General features: G+C 66.7%; 19 protein-coding genes. 15 read left to right on the top strand and 4 right to left on the bottom strand.

Annotation, left to right across the window (positions count from 1 at the left end; all coding sequences use genetic code 11):
* From IFT88_RS16450 to IFT88_RS16395, 12 genes are all read left to right on the top strand, one after another.
* Positions 1-351: a hypothetical protein gene (locus tag IFT88_RS16450; protein ID WP_192121952.1), complete on the top strand. Its 351-nt coding sequence runs from the start codon at positions 1-3 to the stop codon at positions 349-351.
* The gene (locus IFT88_RS16445) at positions 351-1,091 is read left to right on the top strand and encodes a hypothetical protein (protein ID WP_192121951.1); all 741 of its coding nucleotides are present in this window, start codon (positions 351-353) and stop codon (positions 1,089-1,091) included. The genes IFT88_RS16450 and IFT88_RS16445 overlap by 1 nt, the downstream gene beginning before the upstream one ends.
* Positions 1,091-2,494 (top strand): hypothetical protein, encoded by a 1,404-nt coding sequence (locus tag IFT88_RS16440; RefSeq protein ID WP_192121949.1) that lies wholly within the window; start codon positions 1,091-1,093, stop codon positions 2,492-2,494. Before IFT88_RS16445 ends, IFT88_RS16440 begins: the two co-directional genes overlap by 1 nt.
* Positions 2,495-3,983: 1,489 nt before the next feature.
* Positions 3,984-5,663, top strand: coding sequence for a hypothetical protein (locus IFT88_RS16435; RefSeq protein ID WP_192121946.1), 1,680 nt, complete (start codon positions 3,984-3,986; stop codon positions 5,661-5,663).
* A gap of 23 nt (positions 5,664-5,686) precedes the next feature.
* Entirely contained in the window at positions 5,687-6,244 is a 558-nt protein-coding gene (locus IFT88_RS16430) for a hypothetical protein (RefSeq protein ID WP_192121944.1), read from the top strand.
* Positions 6,245-6,255: 11 nt separating this feature from the next.
* The gene (locus tag IFT88_RS16425) at positions 6,256-7,305 is read left to right on the top strand and encodes a hypothetical protein (RefSeq protein WP_192121942.1); all 1,050 of its coding nucleotides are present in this window, start codon (positions 6,256-6,258) and stop codon (positions 7,303-7,305) included.
* A 2-nt stretch (positions 7,306-7,307) separates the two neighbouring features.
* On the top strand, positions 7,308-7,529 hold the full coding sequence (locus IFT88_RS16420; protein ID WP_207110912.1) for a hypothetical protein: 222 nt from the start codon (positions 7,308-7,310) through the stop codon (positions 7,527-7,529).
* A gap of 44 nt (positions 7,530-7,573) precedes the next feature.
* Positions 7,574-8,077, top strand: a complete 504-nt coding sequence (locus IFT88_RS16415; RefSeq protein ID WP_192121939.1) for a hypothetical protein — start codon at positions 7,574-7,576, stop codon at positions 8,075-8,077.
* The gene (locus tag IFT88_RS16410) at positions 8,074-8,598 is read left to right on the top strand and encodes a hypothetical protein (RefSeq protein WP_192121937.1); all 525 of its coding nucleotides are present in this window, start codon (positions 8,074-8,076) and stop codon (positions 8,596-8,598) included. Before IFT88_RS16415 ends, IFT88_RS16410 begins: the two co-directional genes overlap by 4 nt.
* Positions 8,599-8,620: 22 nt before the next feature.
* Positions 8,621-9,733: a hypothetical protein gene (locus IFT88_RS16405; RefSeq protein ID WP_192121935.1), complete on the top strand. Its 1,113-nt coding sequence runs from the start codon at positions 8,621-8,623 to the stop codon at positions 9,731-9,733.
* 101 nt (positions 9,734-9,834) lie between these two features.
* Positions 9,835-11,361, top strand: a complete 1,527-nt coding sequence (locus IFT88_RS16400; protein WP_207110910.1) for a type IV secretory system conjugative DNA transfer family protein — start codon at positions 9,835-9,837, stop codon at positions 11,359-11,361.
* Positions 11,358-11,777 (top strand): DUF4913 domain-containing protein, encoded by a 420-nt coding sequence (locus IFT88_RS16395; protein ID WP_192121931.1) that lies wholly within the window; start codon positions 11,358-11,360, stop codon positions 11,775-11,777. Before IFT88_RS16400 ends, IFT88_RS16395 begins: the two co-directional genes overlap by 4 nt.
* A 65-nt stretch (positions 11,778-11,842) precedes the next feature.
* Here the strand turns inward: IFT88_RS16395 and mobF are convergent, their stop codons facing one another.
* The gene (gene mobF / locus IFT88_RS16390; RefSeq protein ID WP_249409121.1) at positions 11,843-15,661 is read right to left on the bottom strand and encodes a MobF family relaxase; all 3,819 of its coding nucleotides are present in this window, start codon (positions 15,659-15,661) and stop codon (positions 11,843-11,845) included.
* Positions 15,662-16,006: 345 nt separating this feature from the next.
* Here mobF and IFT88_RS16385 point away from each other — a divergent pair, with 345 nt between their 5' ends.
* The gene (locus IFT88_RS16385; protein WP_192121923.1) at positions 16,007-16,426 is read left to right on the top strand and encodes a hypothetical protein; all 420 of its coding nucleotides are present in this window, start codon (positions 16,007-16,009) and stop codon (positions 16,424-16,426) included.
* Between the two features lie 36 nt (positions 16,427-16,462).
* Here IFT88_RS16385 and IFT88_RS16380 read toward each other — a convergent pair whose 3' ends face one another.
* Positions 16,463-17,659, bottom strand: a complete 1,197-nt coding sequence (locus tag IFT88_RS16380; protein ID WP_192121921.1) for an ATP-binding protein — start codon at positions 17,657-17,659, stop codon at positions 16,463-16,465.
* A gap of 776 nt (positions 17,660-18,435) precedes the next feature.
* On the opposite strand from IFT88_RS16380, the gene IFT88_RS16375 reads away from it, so the two are divergent.
* Both IFT88_RS16375 and IFT88_RS16370 read left to right on the top strand, forming a co-directional pair.
* Complete coding sequence (locus IFT88_RS16375) at positions 18,436-18,789, top strand: hypothetical protein (RefSeq protein ID WP_192121919.1); 354 nt, start codon at positions 18,436-18,438, stop codon at positions 18,787-18,789.
* Between the two features lie 33 nt (positions 18,790-18,822).
* Entirely contained in the window at positions 18,823-21,582 is a 2,760-nt protein-coding gene (locus IFT88_RS16370; protein ID WP_192121917.1) for a class I SAM-dependent DNA methyltransferase, read from the top strand.
* Between the two features lie 252 nt (positions 21,583-21,834).
* Here the strand turns inward: IFT88_RS16370 and IFT88_RS16365 are convergent, their stop codons facing one another.
* Together IFT88_RS16365 and IFT88_RS16360 are read right to left on the bottom strand one after the other, a co-directional pair.
* Entirely contained in the window at positions 21,835-22,572 is a 738-nt protein-coding gene (locus IFT88_RS16365; protein WP_192121915.1) for an RES family NAD+ phosphorylase, read from the bottom strand.
* Complete coding sequence (locus IFT88_RS16360; protein ID WP_054146476.1) at positions 22,569-22,943, bottom strand: hypothetical protein; 375 nt, start codon at positions 22,941-22,943, stop codon at positions 22,569-22,571. The genes IFT88_RS16365 and IFT88_RS16360 overlap by 4 nt, the downstream gene beginning before the upstream one ends.
* Positions 22,944-23,070 lie beyond the last annotated feature (127 nt).

Below are 23,070 nucleotides of genomic sequence, written 5' to 3'. Positions count from 1 at the left end.
ATGACACTTCACACCGTTCTGCCGCTCGCTGCGGCCTCGTCCGCGACCTCCGTCGTGGCCGCCACCAACCCGTTCAACGGCGTCGGCCCGGACCTGAACTGGCTCGGAGGTGGCTTCAACAGCGTCTGGGTGGGGGCACTCGGCGGGTTCCTCGGCCTGTGCCTCATCGTCTTGGCGTTCGTCTTCGTCAAGGCGCTTGTTGGTCTGCGGCACGCACGCAACACCAAGAAGCCCCAGGAGGCCGAACACGCGATCGGCGTCCTGATCGGCACCGGCCTGGGCATCGCGGGGGTCATCCTCGCCCCCGTGCTGTTCGTGGCGATCACCAACGCGGCATCGCAGGGGGCCTAATGACCCCCGAGAGGAAGACACCCCAACCGACGGGCCCGCGACGTCGCATCCATCCCCGCACGCTGCTGTTGATCATCGCCGGGGCAATCGTCCTGGCGGCGCTGGCGTCGTTCCTAGTCGTGAACCTCGCACCGTCGACCGAGACGCAGACCCCTGTGGCCTCGAGCCCATCAGCTGCGTCGAGGGAGACCGCTCTGCCGGTCATCACGCCTCTCGAGGACTCCCGTCGACGGAACGTGTCGGGGTGCATGGCCGGTCCCGGCGTGACGGGGGAGGACCTGCTGCAGGTCCGTCGCAACAAGGACTTCACGGCCGAGGGTGCAGCCGAGTTCCTTGGTGCGTTCTTGCAGATCACCTCGGCCGCCGATCCTGATTTCCGCGAGGGAATCCAGCAGGTGGCAGACGTCACCACGAGCGGCGAGGCACAGGAGCTGGTGGAGCAGCAGATCGCCGGAGGGACGCCCGGGTACTCGGGTGGCCGGCGGCACGCCGTCGACCTGTCTCAGGGCGCATTCGCCGTAGTCGACCTATCGGAGCACTCGATCACGCTCGACATCGCGGGAGCGGCAACCACCGACGGTGTGGCCGACCAGACCGCCGAAGGAGAGACGAGCTACCTCGGGGGCGAGTTCACGCTGACCACGACCGACGGCGGCTGGGTCGTCACCGGCGCCACGGGTGAGGGCAAGTGGCTGGCGACTGCAACCGAGTCCGGTACTGCGTTCACGGGGGGTTGCTGATGCCGTGGTGGGGAGGCGCGGGAAGCGCCGATCCCAGCGGCCTGCCCGGCATCATCGGCGACATCGTCGATGGAGCCAACGACGCCGTCGATTCGGTAGTGAACTTCGCCGACTTCGCACAGGACCCCGCCGGCTACATCACCTCCCTTCTGCAGGCCGGGTGCCAGGCCGTCGCGCAGCAGGTCATCCCGCCGATGCTGAGCGCCCTGCACCCCGACTACTCGGCAGAGTGGTGGATCTCGGCCTACCGGGTCTCGTTCGGTATGGCCATGCTCCTGGGCGCGGTGTTGTTCGTCGTGGCCATGGTCAACCGCCGAAAAGGCAAGAACTCCGGCCGCGAGATCGTCGAGACGATGTTCGTAGCCCTGCCGGCATTCATCGTCGCCAGCATGTTCGGGCCGCTGGTCGGGATCTCGCTGTCGAAGGTGTTCATCCAGCTCGAGGACTCCCTCGCGATGTGGGCCGTCGACGGGACCACAAAGGACTACTTCGGCGCCCTCGGAGAGCGAGCTGCGGACAAGGACGCCGCGTCACTCTTCGGCGCCGCACTGATCTCCCAGATCACCCTCCTGTTCCTGTTCCTGGGGCTCCTCGTCGTCGTGTTCGTGCTGCTGATCCAACTCGCGACGATGTACCTCACCGGCGCCCTGATGGCGCTCTGCCTCGTCTGGGCGATCAACCCCGCAACGAGGCACTTCGCCAAGGTCGGGCCGATGATCTGGCTCGCGCTCTGCTTCTCACACAGCCTCCTGATCTTCCTCGTCGGGCTCGTCTTCCGAGCGGTCGCGGGGCTGCAGGTCGAGGCCACGGCCGACGGGGCCCTCTCGACGCCGTTCGCGACGTTCGTGAATCTCGCGCTCCCCGCTGTGCTGATCTGCCTGATCGTGTTTGCGCCCATGGCGCTCCTCAAGATGGGTGGCCAGGCGTCGGCGGCCTTGGGTGGCGGCGGGCAGTCACGAGACGGTGGGTTGAACTCACCCTCACAGGCACCGCAGCTCCCTCGAGGCAACGGCGGCGGAGGCGGGTCAGGACCGCAGAGCCCGAACCAGGCCGCGAAGGGAAGCGGCGGTGGCGACGGTGCGGGAAGCCCGTCGTGGACGCCGTCCACGCAGCCCGCGACGTCGACCGCTACGACGTCGATGGGGAGCGTCGGATCGAGCTCGTCAGCTGGCCAAAGCGTCGGTGCAGCAGCCGGAAAGCGGGCCTCACAGCAGGCGGCCTCGAAGGGGGCCACGAGCGCGGCAACGAAGACCGCGACTGCGGGAGCCGCGGCGTCGGGCGTCGGGGCGCCTGTGGCGGTCGGAGCGCTGCTGGCCAATTCGGCGCTCAAGGCGGCGGCCATGGCTGTGCGCGCCGGCCACCAGGCCGCCGAGCAAGCCGGTGACGCCGGCACCAACGACTAGGGGACGACATGCGCACATCACTTATCGGTGGCGATACCGCCCACCGCGGTCTCTTCGGCGGGTCGGTCTCCAAGCCCCGCCTGATCGCCCTCGGCGTCTCGGTCGGCCTCGGGCTACTGGCCGTCGTCACCTGGGATCTCTGGGGACTCATCCTCCTCGGCACCCTGCCTCTGGTCGCATGGTTCGTCACGATCCAGACCGAGAACAACTCGGTGATGGCTCGCTTCCTGGCACGGCGCCGGTGGCATGACCAGCAGGGCGAGGGAACGACAATGTTCGTTCCCTACGACGCCGACGGGTGGGGCCTGCTGACCGAGCACTGGTCGGAGGCAGCGACCCGCACGGAGCGCCGCGCAGCGGCCAAAGAGCTTCACGCGATGCGCCCCACCCCCGACGGTGTCGAAGGGATGCTGTGGCTTCAAGACGCCCTGGGGGTGCCCGGAATTCAGTGGCACCGCCCGAGCCACGCTCAGGAGTACCTCGCCGTGGTGTTCAGCACCACCGGCCAGGTGGAAGGCATCGAGTCCGACGAGGTCTTCGATGCCGCGACCGCCGGGTACGAGTCGGTTCTGGCAAAGATCGGTGACAGCCTGTCGCTGCCGTCCCGGGTGCAGACCATCGCCCGCATCCTGCCGTCGGACCCGACACAGCATGAGGCGTGGCTGCGAAAGAACGCAGACCCGACCGTGCCGATGATCTTGCACCAGTCGTATCGGCAGGTCTCAGACGCCGTGGCCAGCGCGCAGCTGGTCAACCGGCCCATGTTCACCGTCGTCTGGCCCGTGACGACCCGCTTCGAGGAACGCGCGATGCGACGGGCCGAGGGCGCCGAAGGCTGGCTGGACCTCATGGCGGGCGAGATCCGCTCGGTCGCCGGAGCGCTGAGCGCGGCGGGGTTCCGCAACGTAAAGGCCCTATCAGCCCGGCAGACGGCGGCGGTGTTCCGCCACCTTCAGCACCCCGGGTTCCCGATGGACCAGGTCGGCGACGTCGACCCCGATCGCGCGTGGTTGCCGTCGGAAGACTCCTGGTCGTACACGACGTACGTCGGCGCACCCGCCGGTGAGCTCTCGCAGTCGCTTTCACGGACATGCCGAATCACGGCGAAGAACGTCGAGCTCTCACACCGAACGGCGCTCTGGATGGCACCGATGCTTGGCGAGATGGCGGCCCAGGTCGTCCGAACGATCAGCTTCCACCTCGAGCTGACACCTCAGGACCAGTCGCGGTTCCGTGCGGAGCAGGACCGCGTCTCCGACATCGCCGACAAGAACCGGCGCGCGAAGGCCGGGGTTCTCGACTCGGCCGAGCTGAACGTGGAAGAGCAGGCGGCGGCCCGCCGCATCGCAAACCTCACCCCGGGCACCGGCCACACCGGCGCGAACTGGGTCGGCTACATCACCGTCACCGCGGGCACGAAGAGGGATCTGCTCGACGCGTGCGAGCAAATGACGTCCGCCGCCGGCAACGCGGGTATCAGCACCCTCGAGTGGCTCGACCCCTACCAGCAGACCGCCAACTCCTACACCTGGCCGACCGGCCGCGGGATCAAGGCCGCGAAGGACTCCATCTCGTCACACGTCGAGAAGTTCGCCGCCGGCCACGAATCGAAGGACGCACTATGAGCGACGACACCACCGACACCCAGTCGCAGCCGAGCCGCCGCGATCGCCGAAGTGCCGATCGCGAAAGCACGCAGCGGCCGTCCAAGCTGCGGAAGCTGTTCACCCTCCGCCCGGTCGACGAGGACGACACCGCTACCGGAGAGACGGCGACCGTCGACGACCGGGGATTCCCGCTCGCGCTTGAGCGCGGGTGGACGCCCCGGCGTCGCAAGAGCCTGGTCCGCATGGGGTTCTACGAGCCTGCAGGGCTCGGTGCCCCGTCGACGTCGCGGCAGGTCGAGATCCTGAACCCGGCTGTCGTGGCTTCGCCGATGGATTTCCAAGGCCTGTTGTCGGGGATCGAGACGCTGTCCTCGACCCCGTCGGTCAACGACCAGTTCGAGGCGTTCCGCCGCGGGAAGATCACGTCCCCGAACGTGTGCACCGCCGGCGACGTCGGGGTCGGCAAGTCGACCCTGATGAAGTGCGACTACGTGCTGCGCCCATTGGTGCTGAAGAACCGCCGTGTCGTCGTGATCGACATCAAGCCGTTCACGAACGAAGCCGACTACGGCGAGTACACCCCCGTCGCTGACGCTGCCGGCGTCGAGCCGATCCGGCTGGAGATCTCGCGCGGTGACGAAGCCTCGCGTGCGAGCTCCACGCTGAACCTCCTGGACCCGCGGCTGCGCCAGACGCAGGCAGTCCCGTCGATCACGGGAATGGTCCTCATCGTGCAGCAGACCGCCGCGGTCCTCAACGACAACACGGAGCTGAATCGCTTCGAGAAGAAGGCCATCCGTGTGGCCGTGGCGAGTGCATCGATCGCCGCGCACGAAGCAAAGCGCGAGCCGACGCTGCTCGATGTCATCCAGCACCTGGGGAACATGGACGCACCGGACTTCCAGGACCTCCCCGGGCACGCCAAGGACGCCATGTTCATGGCGGCGTACGGGGCGCAGGTGCTCCTTGAGCGCATCCCCGAGGAAATGCCCGGGCTCTTCGACGGCGACACGTCGAAAGACGTGGTGCTGAACAACAAGGCGACGTTCTTCGACTTCTCACAGCTCCCCGAAGACGGTCCCGCTCGCTCGATCGGGATGATGCTCGCCAACGCCTGGACCCTCGGTGCGATCCGAGCAGGAGGCACGAAGTGGCAGACGAACTTCTGCGTCGACGAGGGCTGGTTCCTCGTCGGAGGCCCCATGGGCAAGGTGATCCGTTCCAACTCGAAGCTGTCGCGGGCGTTGGGGATGGGCAACGTGGTGAACATTCACCACCTGTCCGATATCCCCGCCGATGACCCGGCGATCGCGTTCGTCAAGGAGGCGGGAACGCTTCACCTGTTCCGCCAGGCCCGACGCGACGACGCCGAAGCGGCCGCGTCCATCGCCGGCCTTCGTGCCGGCGCACCGGAGTACCTGATGACCCTCCCGCAGGGGCACCACTTCAAGAAGACCGGCATCCAGGCCGAGACCCGAGTCGCTCACATCCGCAGCGACCTCGAGAAGAAGATCACGGAGACGAACCACGCGATGGGGCTGCTCGAGGAGCAGGCAGCATGAGCGCCCGCCGGAGAAGCAGGGGCGTGCCCGTCTGGGTCGCGGTCGTCGCCGCGGCCGCTGCGGCCGCTGCGGCCGCCAGCGTCGTCGCTGTCATCGTGGGGCTGAGCAACGACGAGACGCCAGGGTCTGCCCCGCAGGCGCAGGCGCAGGTGACGTCGACGCCGGCTGCGTCGCAGAGCGCGCAGGCGACCGTGGCGCCGTCGACGGATGACGGCCCGTCCGAGGCCTCCGCGCTCGAGGTGGCGTCGTCGTTCGTAGCCGCGTTCACCGACCGGAGTGTCAGCGGCCAGGAGTGGGAGGCCGGCTACACCCGGTACCTCACGCCGCGTGCACAGGTGGCGTACGAGGGCACCGGGCAGTCCCGCGTCCCGGGAACGCAGGTCACAGGTGACGCCGTCCTCGAGGCCGGCGTCACAGCCGAACCGGTCGAGGGCGATGGTCACGACGAGCCGAGCGTTCTGCCGGCAATCGTGTCGGTCCCGACCGACGCCGGCGCCTACACGGTGAACCTGCAGCAGGTCGCCGGGCAGTGGCTGGTCATGTCCGCGTCACTGCCGACCGAGAGCGGAGCAGGGCTGTGAAGGCGGCGATCATGAGCATCGTCGCGCTCGTCTGCGTCCCGGTCGTCATCGTTGCCGCCATCGTGCTGTTCGCCGGCAAACCGACGTCGTGCGGTATCGGCACCGGGGGAACCCCGGCTCTCGCCGGTGACGTGCCGACGAAGATCGGTCGATGGGACGGCGACCAGCTCGCCGTCGCCTCGCAGCTCGTTGCCGTCGCACGGGAGATGAAGGTCAACAGCCAGGCGACCTCCATTCTCGTGATGACGGCCATGGGGGAGTCGTCCCTGTCGAACCCCGACCACGGCGATGCTGTCGACAACAGCACGATCGGTGTCCTGCAGCAGGGGACGTCCTACGGATCGCGAGCGGAACGGTTGGACATTCCGACCGCGGCAAGGGCGTTCCTGACTCGCCTGGTCGCGCTTCCTGGCTGGGAAGAGATGGAGCCCACCCTCGCCGCCCACAAGGTCCAGATCAACGCCGATCCCTACCACTACGCACCCTTTTTCGCCGAGGCCCAAGAGGTCGTCTCGGGGCTGACCGGTGAGCCCACGACGTCGGGCTGCGACGTGTCCGGCGATGAAGTGCAGCTCGCGACGATCCTCGCGAACGCCTGGGAGGAGGGGACGCTGACCGACCCGTACCACCCGCAGATGGTCGAACAGCAGATCCTCCCCATCGTCGACGGCACCGTGCAGCCGGGCTGCAAGGTCGACCCGCGCGTTCTGCAGCTGCTCGTCGCTGCTTTGAACAAGTACGGGTCCGTTCAGATCAGCGACCTGAACCGGCCGTGCGTGGGACTGAGCATCAACTGCCCGATCTCGCGCCACTGCAAGAACCCCGCGATGGCCGTCGACTTCAACACCGTCGGCGGAAAGCCACTTCTCGGCTCCGGGCCTGCGAACACGGAGTTTCTGACGTGGCTCGACACGGTGCTGCCTCCCGGGTCCCAAGCCGGACAGGGGCAGTGCCCCGCACGCCCCGTCTTGGCGAACATCGCCCAGTTCACCGACCCCTGCACACACCAGCACATCGATCTCGGCACCACCACGGCGCCCCTGACCCTCACCGGGAAGTGACCATGACCACCAACCCAGGCGACACGACGGCCGACCCGATCGAGGCGGTACACGAGGCAATCCGCTCGTACCGGAGATCCCGGCAGCAGCGCGACGAGGCGATCATCGCCGCCGCGATCACTGTCGGCCGCCAGACGGCCGCCGAGGCGTCCGGGCTGTCGATGTCCCGCATCAACCAGCTCGTGAACAACCGCGGCCGCAGGACCACGGAACCCACCCTCTAAGCGTCACCACCGACACCGGCAACTCACCACCGAAGGAGAACACCATGGCTATCAAGACCACCTGGCCCGTCACCTACACCTGCGGCCACACCGAGGACCGCGACCTTTCCGACAAGCCCGCCGGCAAGCGGGCCGCGTCGGCGAAGTGGTACGGCGAACACCTCGTGTGCGGCCGCTGCTTCAAGAAAGACGGCGGCTCTGGCGAGAGCGAGAAGGAGCGCGACGAACGTCACGCGGCCGAGGCTGAGGAGCTGCGCGCCGAAGCGGAGCGCGACGGGCTGCCGGTCGATCTGGTCGGCACCGAGAAGCAGGTCCCCTGGGCACTGCGCGTCCGAGGGGAGCTGATTCGCGGCGCGTATGCGGCGCTGGTGGAGACCGAGCAGCTCAGTGAAGCGGAGTTCCAGGTGCAGGTCCTCGAGGCGGCCGCACCGCTCGACCGGGCCCGCTGGTGGATCGACAACCGCGAGCAGGATGCAGCAGACCTTCCCGAGCTGCTGGCCGACCCCGGCGTCCTCGACAAAGGCGCATCGACGGAGAACGTCGCATGAGCGTCGACGTGGTCTGCCGCTCGAGGTACGTCTACGACGGCCACCTCTGGCGGTGCCGCATGCCGGTGGCCGAGGAGGGGCAGACCTGCGAGGCCGCGTCTCACATCACCGACATGCCTCTGCTGGACGACGACGTGGCGAACGTTCTGACGTGGGAGGACTTCGACCAGGTGCCTCTCGACCTGGTCGACGTCGTCGAGCAGGTCGAGGCGGCCGCCCCGAGCTTCGACTGGCAGCTCTACCTCGGCCGAGACCCGATCACGGGATCTCGCGTGGTCGAGGTCATCGGGACGTCGCGAGCACCGCTGGCAGACGTCGACGCGGCGGCACAGGCGGCGTTCCCCGGCGGCCGGTTCTCGACGTCGTTCGTTGACGAGGGCTACGCGATCGTCTTCGGCGACGCCGACCTCCCCACGGGGGAGCACTACGGGGTGCAGCTCACGAGCGAGGTTCCCGGCCACACGGGCCGCCCCTGGGAGAACACCTCCGCGTCGCCCACTGCCGGCAGCGGCCCGAAGTAACACCTAACCGAGGAGACGCACCATGTACTCAGCAGACCAGATCGCCGATGAGCTCGTTCTCGGCCTCAACTCAACGTGGGAAAGCCCCGAGCAGGGCGATCCTCTGCCGTTCGAGGACCTCACCGTCGGCAACGTCCCGATCGGCGACGCGATCGCCAGTCGTGCGTTTACCGACCTGATCGCCCGGGCCATTGCAGAAGACCGCATGTCTGACGCTGACCTGGACCCGACCATCACGCACGGCGACCGCCTCGAGGCCCTGCGGGTGGCCGAAGACGTCCGTGCAGCGCTCATCGAGCGAGGCTATAGAGACGCAGCGACCGCCGATGTTGCGTGGTGGGGCCCCGAGAGAGAGGCGCTGCTGGAATCGGGGCCCCTCGAGGACGAGGCGTCGACGTCAACCTCGGAGACGGAACGACCTGGTCTCCGCGCCCGCATGGAGGAGGCGTACCTGGCCGGCTACCAAGAGCGGATCCAATTTGGCCTGAGCTGGGCTCGGGCTGCCGATGGGTCCGCTCGGGACGACATCGGAGACTCCGTGCTCGCTGCCAAGGTGGTCGCCTACGCGAAGCTGGACGCGGCCATGGTCACCCTGCGCTCCGAGCTGCCCAACGTGCTTGGTGCGTCCGCGGATCAGCTCGCAGAACAGCCTTCGCTGGCGGCCGACGCCGCCCTCGAGCGAAGCGCCCATCTCGCCGGCAGGTGGGGTGGCATCGACGCAGGCTTGGACGCATCGCTTAGGAACATCGACAGGCAGCTAGAACCGCTCAGCTCCGTCGGCTCGATCCACGCCGGAGACCCCCGCGACGCGCTGTTCGGGTATGTCCACAGCGACTCGTCCGCAGCTGAGGCCGCGGTACCTCAGATCGAGCGGCGAGCCAGCGAACGCTCTGCAGGCCTTCGAGAGGGCGAGACCGACTCGACGGCTGATCGAGGATCGATCATCGAGCGCATGCGCGGGTGGCGCGAGGCCCGCCGCGAAGCTCACGGCCGCGACGGAGTCGACGACATGGATCGCCGGCGCGACGCGTGGCAGACAGCGCACGGCCGCGAAATGCGGACCGCCGGCGCCGCACAGCACAGCCCACAGCAAGACGTCGCGCAGCCCGCAATCGATCGGGGGATTGAGCGATGAGTGAAGTCCGTAGCACCGTCGAAACGGTCGCCATCCTCCTGGCCGTCATCGCCGCGGCGTACCTCGGCATCCATGCGGGTGCCGCCCTGACCCCAACCGGCATGACCTACTCGTGGAATCTCTACGAGCTGGTGATGCAGTTCGTCCGTGGGGCCGCTGTCCCGACGGCCACGTGGCCGATCGGAGTTGTCTTGGCGGCGGTCGTCGTCGTCGCGCTGGTGCTGGGGGCCAAGCTTGGCCGTGTGAGGCGCGATGAGCGACTCACTGTCGGCCGGCTCGCGGCTCCCTACGAGCACAAAGTCGTGCGGACGGCCGCGCGCCAGCAGGAAGCGGAGCGACTGCACCCGGGCTGTGACGACATAGGCCCGGGTCTGCCGATCGGGCGGGTGGTGACCCGCATCGGGAACCAGGTCTATCAGGGGTGGGAAGAGGCCGCTGTGTACCTGTTCGGAACGCGTCGCGGCAAGACGTCGAGCATGGTCGTTCCTCACTGCGCGGTCGCCCCCGGTGGTCTCGCGGTCACGTCCAACAAGCCGGACGGGGTCCGGGAGATCCTCGCGCTTCGCAGCGCCTTCGGCGAGGCGTACGTGTACGACCCCAACAAGATCGTTCGGACGACGTCGACACCGGATTTCACCTACAACCCGCTGGTCGACATCCACACGCCCGACGACGCACGCGAGCTGGCCGAGATCTTCGAGGCCTCCACCCGGAAGAGCAACGACCGTGGCGGTGATGCGCAGTTCGATGAGCCGGGGCGGGATCTCCTCGCGGCGTTCCTGCTGGCCGCGTCGCTCGAGGGCCGCACGCTGCGAGACGTCTACGGCTGGCTCGTGAAGCAGCAGGGCGTCATCGTGGCCGATCTGCTGCGCAAGCACGGTGTCGAGGGCCCTGCGGACAACCTCGATGGCATCAGCGAATGGGCTGACCGTACCCGTCAGAGCGTCTACGCCACGTCCCAGCGCATGGGTGGGGCAATGGCCAACGACGCTCTGCTGCAGTGGACGACGCCGATGGACGGGGTGCGGGTGTTCGATCCCGCGAGCCTTGCCAAGGGCAGAGACACCCTCGTTCTGCTGTCCAAGAACGGCACCGGCTCCGGCAGCGCCTTCGTCACGGCTCTGGTGCGCGCGGTCTGCAAGAGCGCCCAGCAGCAAGCCGAGGCCAACGGAGGTCGACTGCCGGTGCCGCTGGTCCTCGAGCTCGACGAGTGCGCGAACGTCGTCCGCTGGCCCGAACTCCCCGAGGTGTACTCGTTCTACGGGTCACTGGGGATCGTTCTCAGCTCCTACTTCCAGTCGCCGGCGCAGGCCGTCGCGGCCTTCGGCAAAGAGGGCTGGGAGTCCATCTGGGGAGCGGCCGTCACGCGCTGCTACGGCGGTGGCGTCGCCGACAGCCCCGAGCTGCAGAAGCTCTCCAACCTCATCGGGGACTTCGACGAAGTCACCGATAGCGCCAGCGGATCGACGCGGCAGCGCGCCATCCTCAGCGTCAAGCAGCTCGGGAGCATGCGGAAGTGGCGCGTCGTCGTGTTCAACAGCAACACCCCGCCGATCCTGGTGAAGGCACGCCCCTGGTTCCGGACACCGTCGATGCGCCGCCAGGTCAAGAGAGGAGCCACGGCATGACTGACGTTGCCGCCGAGCCGGGAACCGGTGAGGTGACGGAACCCACCGAGAGCGAGCTGACCAATGCTTTCGACTCGATGTTCTACGACTGGGTGCAGGAACGATTCGCCCGCGTCGAAGTGACCGGAGGGTCACAGCGCGTGACGTGGTGCCCCGAGTGGTGGCTGCACCCCGAGGTCGTCGACCGGCTGAGCGCCCTCTGGACGGCTCACATCGGAGCGGAGGCCGAGCTGGAGGACGGCAACAACCCGGCGGCCATGTCGGACTGGTGGCTGCGGCACTGGGACGTCCACCGGGCCGTGATCTTCGATCAGGAGAACGGTCCGTTCCGCAGCTGCAACCTCACGAAGGGGCACCTCCACGACGCATCTCGCGAGGACGTGGTGGCGGTCCGACCGAAACGGCCCGCCGTGTAGCACCGGGGCCAGTGCACGAAACGAAGGGAACGCCTGCGGGCGTCCCCTTCGTTGTGCCCGGCGGGTCAGCGCTCGAGGCCGGTGTCGCGGTCCCTCGTGGGCGTCTGCCGGGTGGTGTCCCGCCTGGTGTCGGCGGGCGGTCGCCCGGACGTCATGCGGCGCCCGTGGGCGGCCTCCCACGCTTCCCGTCGGCGACGTGCGTCCTCGCCGCCGCGACCCATGACTGCCTGCAGGCGTTCACGGCGGTCGCTGGCGGTGCCGCGGAGCGCATCGGACTTGTGGCTGGCCACGACGCGCTCCTGCAGGTCCTTGCCGAGGGCCTGGCCGCGGTACGCGGCAGGGACCGCGTCGGGCTCGGTTTCGGGGACCTGGAAGCGGTCGCGGAAGGTTGCAACCTCGGCGGCGAGCCTGGTCCACTCCTCGCGACGAGCGCTCTCGGCGGGGACGCCGCCCAGGTGGGAAGCCCACGCCGGCGGTTCGGCCGCCAGAGCTTCACCGCGCTCGTCGAGACGCAGCGCGAGGTAGTCGTATCGCTCGGCCATGTGCTCTCGCCACTCAGGGGCGGTGTGAGGACTGTCGATCGCGCGACGATCGGCGATCCACGTCGGCACCGCCGGCGCCTCGGTCTGCTGCTCGAAGGGCAGAGCGTCGACGTGCTGAGTGGTGTTCGCGGTGATGCGGGCCGAGAGCGCAGCCGGCACGTCGTCGACGCCCTCCAGGTCTCGTTCTGTCCACGACTGGTAGAGAACGTCGGCGGGGTCGAGCCCACGGCTCTCTGCATGTCGAAGGGCGCCCTCAACGGCACCCCAGCTCTCGTGCTGACGGAGCGCCTGCGCGGTGTCGTGCCCGAGGGCCTGGTCGGCGGCCTTCTCGAACCGGAGGACGTCGGCCCGCTCGGAGACGTCCGCGTACTGGTCAACGAGGGTGACCAGGTCATCGACCCGGGCCTGCTCGGCGCGGATCGTCTCGGTGGCCGAGAGCATCCCGTCGGCGTTGCCGGCGATCTGCTCGAGGACGTCGCTGACGGGCTGGGCAGCCTCGGTCTCGACGTAGAGATGGTTCGCTTCGCGGCCGCGGGTCAGTCCCACGTAGGCCAGCTCGCGCGACGTCGCGGAGTCGGCGAGTACGTGGGCGGTGTCGGCCGTCATTCCCTGGGCACGGTGGATGGTCGAGGCGTAACCCAGCTCGACGTTCCGGCTGACGTAGCTCGCCGGCAGCGTGATGCGGCCGCCGCTGGTGGTGTGCTCGACCGAGAGGGAACCGTCCTGGTGCGCCTCGCGAACGGTCCAGAGATCCCCGTTCTTCACGCGGTCGCGGCCGCCGCTGATCTTCAACTCCGAATTGTTCGACCGGGTCACGATCACGTCGCCGCGGTAGGCCGACAGGCCACCCCGGACGGTGGCCGATTCCTTGCCCGTAACGGTGCCGTCGGACATGCGGAGTGCCTGCGCGCGAGTGTTGAGCTCGGTCACGGTGGTGTTCGTCTGAGCGAGCATGACGGAGTGCTTACCGGCGGCGGTGTCGGCCTGCCAGGCGGTGAACACGTCGCCGGTCATGAGGTCGACGTCGCCGCCGCGCACGCGGCCGTTGTCGAGGTACCAGGCGAACGGGTCACCGGTCTGGGCCGGGTCACGGAGAAGCTTCGTGGCATCGGCCTCGGCACGGTCGGTGAACCGGTGCAGCTGGTCGAGCTTGATCGAGCCGACCTCGTGCTCGAGCAAGCGCAGAGCACCGCCGGCCTCCACCGCCGACAGCTGACGGTCGTCCCCGATGAGGCGCACGTGTGCGCCATGGACCTCGGCCAGGCGGGTGACCTTGGCCAGGTTCATCGTGCCGGCCATGCCCGCTTCGTCGACCACGATGACGTCGCCGCGGCGGATCTTCGTCGACGGCTCAAAGTCGGCGGCGTTGGTATCGAGGAGTTCGTCGAGGCTGCCCGCCTGGAACGTGAGGGAGTGAATCGTGGTGGCTTCGATGCCGATCGCGTCGGCCATGACCTTCGCGGCCGTCGCTGACGGGGCGAGCCCGATCATGCGGCCGCCCTCGGCCTCGATGGCTCGGGCAGCGACGCGCAGCGCCGTGGTCTTACCCGCGCCGGCGGGGCCGGTTCCGACGACCAGTCGCGTAGAGGACGTCGCGAACTCACCCGCGAGGGCGTACTGCCCGGAGTCCAGTGGGTGCTCGCTCTGCGCGTTCTCTTCCGCGGCGATCCGCTCGAACGTCTCACGGCTGACGGGGCGGATCGTGCGGTCGCGGGCGGCGTCCAGCAGAGTGTCCTCGGCCCGGAGGACACTCCGCGAGGTGAGGAGCTGGCGGCCCTTGTGCTCGTAGATGCTCGTCCCGTCGGCGCGTATCAGGGGCTGGAACGACCCGTGCGGCACCGGCGGGGTGACCGTGACGGAGTCGGTGGTCAGGGCGTGCCGGGTGATCTCTTCGACGCTGGCGTTGACGGTGACGCCGGCGGCGCGCTGCGTCTGGACGTAGCGTCTAGCTTCGGCCTCGATGGTGTGGGGGCCCCAGACGGAGTGGTGCTCGGCGACGGTCTCCACGACGGCGCCGGATGCCTCAGATAGCGCGACGGCGTTGGTGCTAGCGCTGGGAGTCTCGGGGCCTCTGGCGGCCGCCTGGGCCTGCTCGAGGACGCTGTCGACGACGCGGCCGCCGACGGCTGCCTCTGCCTGCGCCCGCCAGCCGGCGCGGAGCTCAGACAGCGAGCGGGCGTGTGCTTTGGCAGGCCGGGTGTCGAGGGTGGCCCGCTGGGCGAGGCGGACACGCGCCTTCATGTCGGGTGCGCGACCGTGGTCCTGCCGGTAGTCGCGCTCGAGCTTCTTCATCGTCGCTTTGATGTCAGCAGAGCGTGACGAGAAGCCGGATGCGAGACGGTCGTCGATCCCTGCGATCTCGACCACGGGCCGCTTTCCGGGGGTGACCTCGCGCAGCTCCGTGGTCAGGCCGAGAGCGTCGGTGACGAGGTCCATGACACGGGAGTTGTAGAACTCGGATGCCGCGACACCCTGGCGGTGCAGGAGCTTCGAGTCGATGGTGCGCCACTTGCCATCGGAGCCCTTGACCTTGTTCGCCACGACCAGGTGGTCGTGAAGCTGCGGGTCGCCGGCGCGGGAGTCGTAGTGCCGGAACCGGGTTGCGATCAGGCCACCCTCGACGTCGATCTGGGCGACCCCGTTCGTCCCGGCGCGGGTGGCGATCGCCTCAGCCTCCAGGTACTTCACCGTGTCCTCGATGGCGGACTCGTGAGCCTGCTCGATGGCACGGCGGGTGTCGTTGTCGCCGAGCCCCCAGAGGGTGGAGACGGTCTTGGCGGGGGAGAACACGAGGTCGAAGCCGGCGACGGCCTGCTGCGTCGGACGGGACGCAGCAGTGATGAACCGGCCCAGCTCTTCCTTGTCGGCGGGGGCACGGCCCTTGGCGGTGCGGAACGCCTGGGCGCCCTCGCGGACCCGAATGGCGCGGCGCTCGTCCGCGTTCGGCTCGCGGTGCTCGGTGCGCTCGAACCGTGCGTAGCCCTCATCGATCGCGCCCCGGAGACCCTGCCCGCCTTGGTCGTAGGAGTAGTAGGCGCGACCGAGCTTTGCTGCGGCCTGGGCCTCCTCGGCGGTCTTCCCGTCGTCCTGCGCTGCGGCGATGATCTTGTCGGCGTCGGGGTGCAGACCCTCGCCAAAGAGGGCCTTCATCTGCTCCTCGGCGACAGTCCCACTGACGCCGAGAGCGGTGAGGCCTGACCCGACCCACACGCCGGGAGGGTTCCCGTCCGCGGTGTAGTAGTCGCCTAGCTCGCGGTCCGGGTCGCGCTTGGCGTCGCCGGTCGCTGTCTCGCTCGTGTAGTAGGCATACCCGTCTCCCGCGGAGAGGATATGCATGGTCATCACGGGGCCACTCTACCTCGCTGATTCGTAATGCCAGAGGTGTGACGATCTGATGACCGCAGGACTGAGGAGATCGAGAGAGGAACGAACGATGAGCGACGCTGGACGGAGGGAGAGAAGGTTGACGAGGAGCGCAGCGAGTGCGGCTGTGGTTTGAGACCGGGGAAGCACGCGAGAGGGACGAGGAACGAGGACCGGAAGCGTGCGCGGTCGAGAAGCAACAGTCGAGCCGGCCTTGGGGCTCCAGCCCAGGGGTGTGGCGTAACCGGCACACCAATGGCCTCGCCTCGTCGTCCGAAGGGCGCGCATGCATAATGGACGCACCGTTCTACTGGAGGGCACCACATGGCTGAACCGCGAAAGTCCGCCAAGCAGACCGACGCCCGTCGTCGGGCACGCGAGAAGGCGGCGCAGTTCCGTGAGCTGCAGGACACGCTCGAGCAGCTCGCGACGGACTACTTCGTTGCAGTCGACTCGGTCGACGAGACGAACGAGGAAACCGAGCGCGAGATCGCGAAGATCCGTAAACGAGCGGAGCAGCAGACGCAGAAGGCACGCGACCGGGCCGACCAGGTTATTGTCCGCATGGTCGCCGCTGGCGCGAGTGCAGCTGAGGTCGCGGCGCGCCTTGGCGTCACCTCGCGTGAGGTGAAGAAGGCCATGAAGGGCACACCGGCACCAGTCCCGGCTGATGCGCCGCCCGCCCTCCCCGTCGGTGACGAGCGTGGCGAGCAGACCGGCGATTCACCGAGTGAAGACGAATGACTCCATCGGAAAAACGAGATTGAGGAAGGACGGGGCTTAGTCGGTAGCTCCGCTGACGTCGAGATCGTCGTGGTGGCGATCGATGTAGGCAGCCATACCAGGCACCGTGTAGGCGATCTGGCCATGTTCGGGTGCGTATACGAGGCCCTTGCTAATGAGTGCAGCTCGGTACGGACCAAGGCTGCTGGGCTGGAGGGTCATGCGATGGGCCACTTCAGCGGTGGGAGAGGGGCCCTCTCCATCGGCTGCCATCGCAAAGAGCATTCGTCGCTCAGATTTCGTGGCTCGCTCCCATCGGGAGCGGAAAAAGCCGGCGTCAAGCCGATCGGTCCCGTAGGAGACGGCGGCTGCCGCATCAGCAGCAGTGATGGTCCGCTCGGGCGCGAGGTCCCACGCTGTTTGACCGAACTCTTGAATGAAGTAGGGGTAGCCGCCTGTTGCGTCAAGAAGCTGCTCAAGCGCGTCTGGCTCGTATTCGGCGCCAAGGCGTTCCGCAGGCTCGCGCAGGGCATAGGCGGCATCGTCGCGGGCGAGCTTGCCGATGGGTCGGTAGTTGAAGAGTCGTTCTGCGTAGGAACGGGTCTCGGTCAGCACGCGAGGCAGGTTGGGTAGGCCTGCAGCAACAATGTAGAAGGGCCAGTCGCGCTGGTTGGCGGCGTGTTGGGCAGCGATCAGGGCGCCCATGGTCTCCGCGTCGAGGTCTTGCATCTCGTCAACGAAGAGGGCGAACCCGCGGCGCTTTTCGCCAAGGGCAGTGGCAACGTCCTCAACAAGCTCAAGCAGGTCAACCTCGACGTCCCCAGAATCGGCACGGCCCGTGCTGATGTCGACGCCGAGCTCAATGCTGGTCGCCCCGATTTTTGCGTTGAAAGACGAGATGGTGCCGAGTGCATCTTTCATTCGGCCCGTGAGCGACGTCCGGGTGAGCTTTCGTGCGGCCACCACCAACTCGCGCGCGAGGGCACGCCGAACGGTCTTGGCGCCCTGTTCATCCCGCCGGGCCTCGAGGCGAACAGTGAGCCAGTCATCGGCTTCAGCTCGGCGATGCATTTCGTTGAGGAGAACGGTCTTGCCGACTCCTCGAAGTCCCGTTAGGACTATGCCGCGATCACCAAGGCCGTATCCGACGCGGGCACTGAGCGTGTCGAAAGCTTCGAGTTCCTTTTGTCGACCGACGAGTTCCGGTGGCCGCCGACCAGAGCCGGGACTGTAGGGGTTCTGCTCAGGCAACATATTGTCAACGATAGGTGATGATTGTGAATTGTCAATCGGCGTTTAGATGTTTCTACTAGGGGCTTCTCTTGGGCTACGCATCAAGAGGAGCCACGCTCGGGGTGGGATCAGCGTTTGATTCCTTTGCAGGGGGAGCAACCTACCCGCCCATCGCCCCGGAACAGGAATGGTCGACAAGCATGACGCAATTCTCTTAGCCGCCAGCCGCGAAGGAACGGGCCGCGGCCAACACCTGCGGACCAGCCATGTCAGGGTCTTCGTCTCGGAGAAGCCGAGCGGGGATGCGTCCTGGGCGTGCACACCGCCGGCAGCACATAGTTGAACTTTGGCACCCGAATGACGGGCGCATTCGTGTCAGCTGTAGACCAGTACACAGCTCAGTAGCGTGACATCGTGACGTCTCAAGTAGCGAAGGCAGCAGCCGTAGGGCTTGCTTTCCTCGCTGCTCTATTCACAGCTGGCTGCGGCCCAATGCCGCAAAACCAAGGCTCATCCACCATTACCGCTCAACTCCAGGACGGCAGCCCTCTCGAGGGATGCGATGCCCAATTCTTTGGGCAAAGTCCGGTCACTGAGCAGGGCCGACTCACGAACTCGTTCGGCCAGGTGTACCTGAGCGCTAGCCCTGGCTCCTACTCAGTGACTATTCGTTGTGCGGCCGGCAGCGCCACGAGCGATTTTGAAATCGTCGAGGGCGCCGATCCGGTCAGCCTTGTCCTGACCATCTGATCCTGGAGCCAGATCTCGCGCCTAGCAAGTGACTGATAATATTGATTATGTCAGCTTTGGTCGGCATCTGCTTTCTCCCACGCTGCCGCTCATGGCGTTTGCGCGTTGATCATCGACGGCCGCGCATGCTGGCTCGAAGACCGAGGAGAGGGCTTGACGCCAACAGCGCCATCTCCGAAGGGCCGATCGGGGCCAATAACGTCACGCCGGTCTACACCTCAGCGTCGAGAAACGGCAATCCCCTTGCGCTGAGCTTCGTCTGTAGGTTGACGTCGCTGGTGATGACGCGCACTTGGGGGACACTGCAGCCGAATGTCTCGCCGGACATCGAGGCCTGGTTCCTGGCCATCTTCCGATACCGTCTTATCAAACGCGAAGGTGCCGCGACCACCACGGTGTAGGCCAGCTTCCGCGCAAAGGAGGGGTGGCACGGCGTGGCAAACAGGTCGCTAAATGAGATCCGGAAGCAGGCAGCGAAGTTCATCTCCGAGTGGAGGGACGAGCCTGGCGAGGAGCGCCAACAAGCCCAGTCGTTTGTCCGTGACCTCCTCGCCGTGTATGGCATCACCGAGACGAAAGCCGCCGCGTACGAGAAGCGTGCCAAGCGCTCCACGACTGGCTCCGGTGGGTACATCGACGCGCTCGTGCCGGGCCTATGTCTCGTGGAGATGAAATCTAGCGGCAAGAATCTCGCCGAGGCGGAGCAACAAGCACTGGACTACATCGACGACCTCACGGACGCCGAAGCACCCCGGTACGTCGTCACGTCCGACTTCCACACCTTCCGCGTCCTCGACCTTCACGACCGCACCGAAGGCGCCGTCCAGGCATTCCCGCTGGTCGATCTCGCAGTTAATGCCGAAAAGCTCGCGTTCCTCGCCGGGTACCAGACCCGGTCGTTCGGATCCGTAGAACAGGAAACCGCTTCCGTCAAGGCGGCGAAGATCATGGGGTCTCTCTACGAGACCTTGGAAAAGTCCGGATACCCTGACCATGAAGCGTCAGTATTCCTCGTACGTGTGCTGTTCTGCCTCTACGCCGACGACTCCGGGCTCTGGGACAGGGACCTCTTCGTTGACTTCATAGAGGACCGCACCCGCGACGATGGTTCCGACCTCGGCCCGCAGATCGCGATGTTCTTCCAGGTACTGAACCAGAAGGTCAAGCCTGGCCACCTCGATGAATCGCTACAGCGGCTGCCATACGCCAACGGCGGCGTGTTCGCCGAACCCATCAGTATTCCAGCGTTCGACTCCGAGATGCGGAACAAGCTCCTCGACGCATGCCGGTTTAACTGGTCCGGCATCAGCCCGGCTATCTTCGGCTCGCTATTCCAAGCAGTGAAGGACAAGACCGCACGCCGTCAACTCGGTGAGCATTACACGACCGAGACGAACATCCTCAAAACGCTCGGACCACTGTTCTTGGACGACCTCAAGACCAGATTTGCCAATGAGCAGCACTCGGTACAAGGCCTGCGGAAGCTTCGCCGCGACCTTGGCGACATCCGTGTCCTCGACCCAGCCTCCGGCTGCGGGAACTTTATTCTGCTGTCATACCGGGAGCTGCGGGCACTTGACCTGGCCGTCCTTGTTCGGCTCCGGCAGCTCGGCGACACGTCCGAGCTGCCGCAGATGTTCTTCACCCGCGACGACCTCGTCGTCAAACCGGAGCACTTCTTCGGCATCGAGATCGAGGAGTGGCCAGCACGGATCGCCGCGACCGCTCTGCATCTTGCGGATCATCAGGCAAACCAGGCCATGAGCCTCGAGCTCGGGATGGCTCCGGACTCGCTCCCGCTCGGCACGATCGAGACCGTCCACGTCGGCAACGCCCTTCGCACGAACTGGGCTGACGTTCTCAGCCCAAGCGCTACAACCATCGTCGTCGGCAACCCGCCGTTCAAAGGCCATCGGGGTCGCAGCGACGAGCAGACCGCGGATCTCCGCGCCGTGTGGGGTCGTGACGACATTGGCAGGCTCGACTACGTCACCGCCTGGTACAAGAAGGCCGTCGAGTACTTGGACGGGGTCGCCGGCGGTCGGTTCGCGTTCGTATCCACAAACTCAATCACGCAGGGTGAACCGGTCGCGACGCTGTTTGGCCCGGTCTTCGCCGCGGGGTGGCGCATCCGCTTCGCGCACCGCACGTTCATGTGGACCTCTGAAGCCCCCGGCGCTGCGGCCGTGCACTGCGTCATCGTCGGATTCGATCGCGGGGGTCGGGGCGCTACCAGTCCGAGGCTGTACTTCTACGACACGCTCCGGAGCACTCCCCGATCCGAAGCCGTGAAGGAGATCAACGCGTATCTCGTCGACGGCCCGAACCTTCTCGTCGAGCAGCGGCGGACCGTCCTCGCATCGGATCTGCCGGCGGTGACGATGGGCAGCATGCCGCGGGACGGGAAGAACCTCCTCATCGAACCTGACCAGTACAACGAAGTCGCGGCTGACCCGATCGCAATGAAGTACGTGCGCCCGTTTGTCATGGGTGAGGAATTCATCAACGGGCAGAAGCGCTGGTGCCTCTGGATGACGGACCTCGACCCGAAAGATGTGCAGCGGTCACCTGTGCTCAAAAAGCGGCTCGATGGCGTCCGGGAGATGCGGAAGCGCTCGAAAGCGGAGTCGACTCGAAAGATGGCTCTCACCCCCCACCTGTTCGGACAACGCTCGCAACCGACAACTCCTTACCTCGGCATTCCGTCCGTATTCAGCGATCGTCGACTGTGGGCGACCGCTGCTCGTTTGTCAGGAGATGTCATCGCCGGGAACAAGGTCTACAAGGTCGACGATCCAGACGGTTTTGCCTTCGCCATCATGTCTTCGGCCATGTTCATCACCTGGCAGAAGACCGTCGGTGGCCGCCTGAAATCCGATCCTAATTTCTCAAATACTTTGGTTTGGAACACGCTGCCGCTGCCGAAGGTGTCCGACAAAGTCCGGGCGGCAGTCATCGCGGCAGGGCAGAAGGTGCTCGACGCGCGCGACCTGCATCCAGGCCGGCCTCTGGAGGACGCTTACAACCCGGACGCGATGGACCCAAACCTGGTTGCAGCGCATCACGCATTGGACCGCGTCGTTGACAAGGCGTTCGGCGCCCGAAACACGCTCAACTCGGAAGCTGACCGGCAGCGGGTCCTCTTCCAACGGTTCGCAGAGTTGACGACGGTCGGGCAGCTGCCGAGGAAGTAACAGCCAGCGCCATCAAGGTGCACGTCAACGACATCGACAACTGCCTCCGAACCGGCGCAGAGAAACCGCGTCGGCTGCTCGCCGGACTACGCCGCCCCGGTCCACATGACGCCAACCCGGGGAAGCGTACGACCCAGTGGATGCCGATAATGCACCTTATGTCTCCGCTCCCCCGCGATCAGTCCGACCTTGCGCGGGCCAGGCAGGGAGCAGGGCCAGCGCTCACCGTGCCGGATCCGGAGGCGTTCGCGCTCAGTCCTCGTCGGGCGTGAGACCGAGAGTCTTCATGGCTTTGGCCACGTCGTGATCGCTCTCGGAGACGTTCATCGTCTGGATCTCGCTCAGTAGCTTGCTGGTGGAGGTGTCGTCAGGTTGCTCGAAGACGGTCCAGAGCTCCTGGTCGGCGCCGAAACGCGAGAGGAATCGGATGCCGTCGAAGAAGGGAACGTCGTCGTCGGTGGTCATTCGGTACACCCGGGCGCTGATGGCTTGAGTCAGTGGGCGCACATGGGCGTTCTGGAGCGCAGATCCGTCGAAGTCCGCCAGGCCGTGCTCGGCGATCGCGATGTGGGCGAATTCGCCCCAGAGGCCGGCGACGGTCTCGGAGTGGGCGATGTCGAGGTAGCTCCCGGCGAGAGACGCCCGCGTGAGCAACCGCGCGGCGAACCACTCAGCCGGAACCGTGCCGGCCGGCTGCGTGGGATAGAGAGCCTGATCGGCTTCGTCCGTCTCGATCTCCGTCATGGCAGCCACGAGGGAGGGGTCCGGTCGGAAACGGGCGAGGACCTCGAGGAGGGCGCCTTGGGGTTCGGTGGCGGCGTAGGTCGTTCGGTAGGTGTGCGGGTCGGGTGAGTCCCAGCGACCGGAGAAGGTGCCGGTGTCCGCGGAGGCGTATCGCCAGGGCGCCCAGTCCCAGGGGTTCGGCCGACGCCCCACACGCCACACCGACGACGGCGTGGACGTGTGGTGCAGGTGGTTCGGGTCGATCATCCGTTCGCGGCGAAGCTCTGCGCGGCGGCCAGGACCTTCGCGTCATCGCCGTCGGTCTCGCGAATAAAGCGTGCCGGTGCGACGTCATCGAGCTGCGGGTTCATACCCTGGAACCAGGCCTGCACCACCCGAGGGGCGTCCTGATCGAGCAGCAGAGCTGCAACCCGGTAAGCGAGGCGGAGCCGTTGCTCCTGCTTGGGCTGCGGACGCCGACCGTCATCCTCGGCCCACTGGCGAACCGCGCGGGTCTCTTTGACGCCGGCGATGTAGGCCACGAGCTGAGCCCCGAGCACGTCGCGCAGCGCCCCCACGAGTTCGGGCATATCCGTCCGAACGGATGCGGTGTACGCCTTGAGCTCAATCGTGGCCATGCCCCAACCCTAGCCCGAGGACACCCGCAATCCCACCCCGAATCACAGAATCCCAACGACCTGACGCCATCCATTGCGCACACAGCCCCACTTAGCCATCGGCCAACGAGCTGCTGGCTAAATCTCG

Origin of the sequence: Frigoribacterium sp. CFBP 8751, from assembly GCF_014841545.1 — a bacterium.
Lineage (GTDB): Bacteria > Actinomycetota > Actinomycetes > Actinomycetales > Microbacteriaceae > Frigoribacterium.
This window is presented reverse-complemented; position numbering and strand designations above follow the sequence as displayed.

Excerpts from the sequence above, each read along its gene's own strand:
- IFT88_RS16395 (WP_192121931.1), top strand. The coding sequence starts at position 11,358 with ATGACTGACGTTGCCGCCGAGCCGGGAACCGGTGAGGTGACGGAACCC.
- IFT88_RS16385 (WP_192121923.1), top strand. The coding sequence starts at position 16,007 with ATGGCTGAACCGCGAAAGTCCGCCAAGCAGACCGACGCCCGTCGTCGG.
- IFT88_RS16405 (WP_192121935.1), top strand. The coding sequence starts at position 8,621 with ATGTACTCAGCAGACCAGATCGCCGATGAGCTCGTTCTCGGCCTCAAC.
- IFT88_RS16440 (WP_192121949.1), top strand. The coding sequence starts at position 1,091 with ATGCCGTGGTGGGGAGGCGCGGGAAGCGCCGATCCCAGCGGCCTGCCC.
- IFT88_RS16445 (WP_192121951.1), top strand. The coding sequence starts at position 351 with ATGACCCCCGAGAGGAAGACACCCCAACCGACGGGCCCGCGACGTCGC.
- IFT88_RS16375 (WP_192121919.1), top strand. The coding sequence starts at position 18,436 with ATGTCAGCTTTGGTCGGCATCTGCTTTCTCCCACGCTGCCGCTCATGG.
- IFT88_RS16400 (WP_207110910.1), top strand. The coding sequence starts at position 9,835 with ATGACCTACTCGTGGAATCTCTACGAGCTGGTGATGCAGTTCGTCCGT.
- IFT88_RS16360 (WP_054146476.1), bottom strand. The coding sequence starts at position 22,943 with ATGGCCACGATTGAGCTCAAGGCGTACACCGCATCCGTTCGGACGGAT.
- IFT88_RS16380 (WP_192121921.1), bottom strand. The coding sequence starts at position 17,659 with ATGTTGCCTGAGCAGAACCCCTACAGTCCCGGCTCTGGTCGGCGGCCA.
- IFT88_RS16410 (WP_192121937.1), top strand. The coding sequence starts at position 8,074 with ATGAGCGTCGACGTGGTCTGCCGCTCGAGGTACGTCTACGACGGCCAC.
- IFT88_RS16365 (WP_192121915.1), bottom strand. The coding sequence starts at position 22,572 with ATGATCGACCCGAACCACCTGCACCACACGTCCACGCCGTCGTCGGTG.
- IFT88_RS16425 (WP_192121942.1), top strand. The coding sequence starts at position 6,256 with ATGAGCATCGTCGCGCTCGTCTGCGTCCCGGTCGTCATCGTTGCCGCC.
- IFT88_RS16450 (WP_192121952.1), top strand. The coding sequence starts at position 1 with ATGACACTTCACACCGTTCTGCCGCTCGCTGCGGCCTCGTCCGCGACC.
- mobF (WP_249409121.1), bottom strand. The coding sequence starts at position 15,661 with ATGACCATGCATATCCTCTCCGCGGGAGACGGGTATGCCTACTACACG.
- IFT88_RS16420 (WP_207110912.1), top strand. The coding sequence starts at position 7,308 with ATGACCACCAACCCAGGCGACACGACGGCCGACCCGATCGAGGCGGTA.
- IFT88_RS16415 (WP_192121939.1), top strand. The coding sequence starts at position 7,574 with ATGGCTATCAAGACCACCTGGCCCGTCACCTACACCTGCGGCCACACC.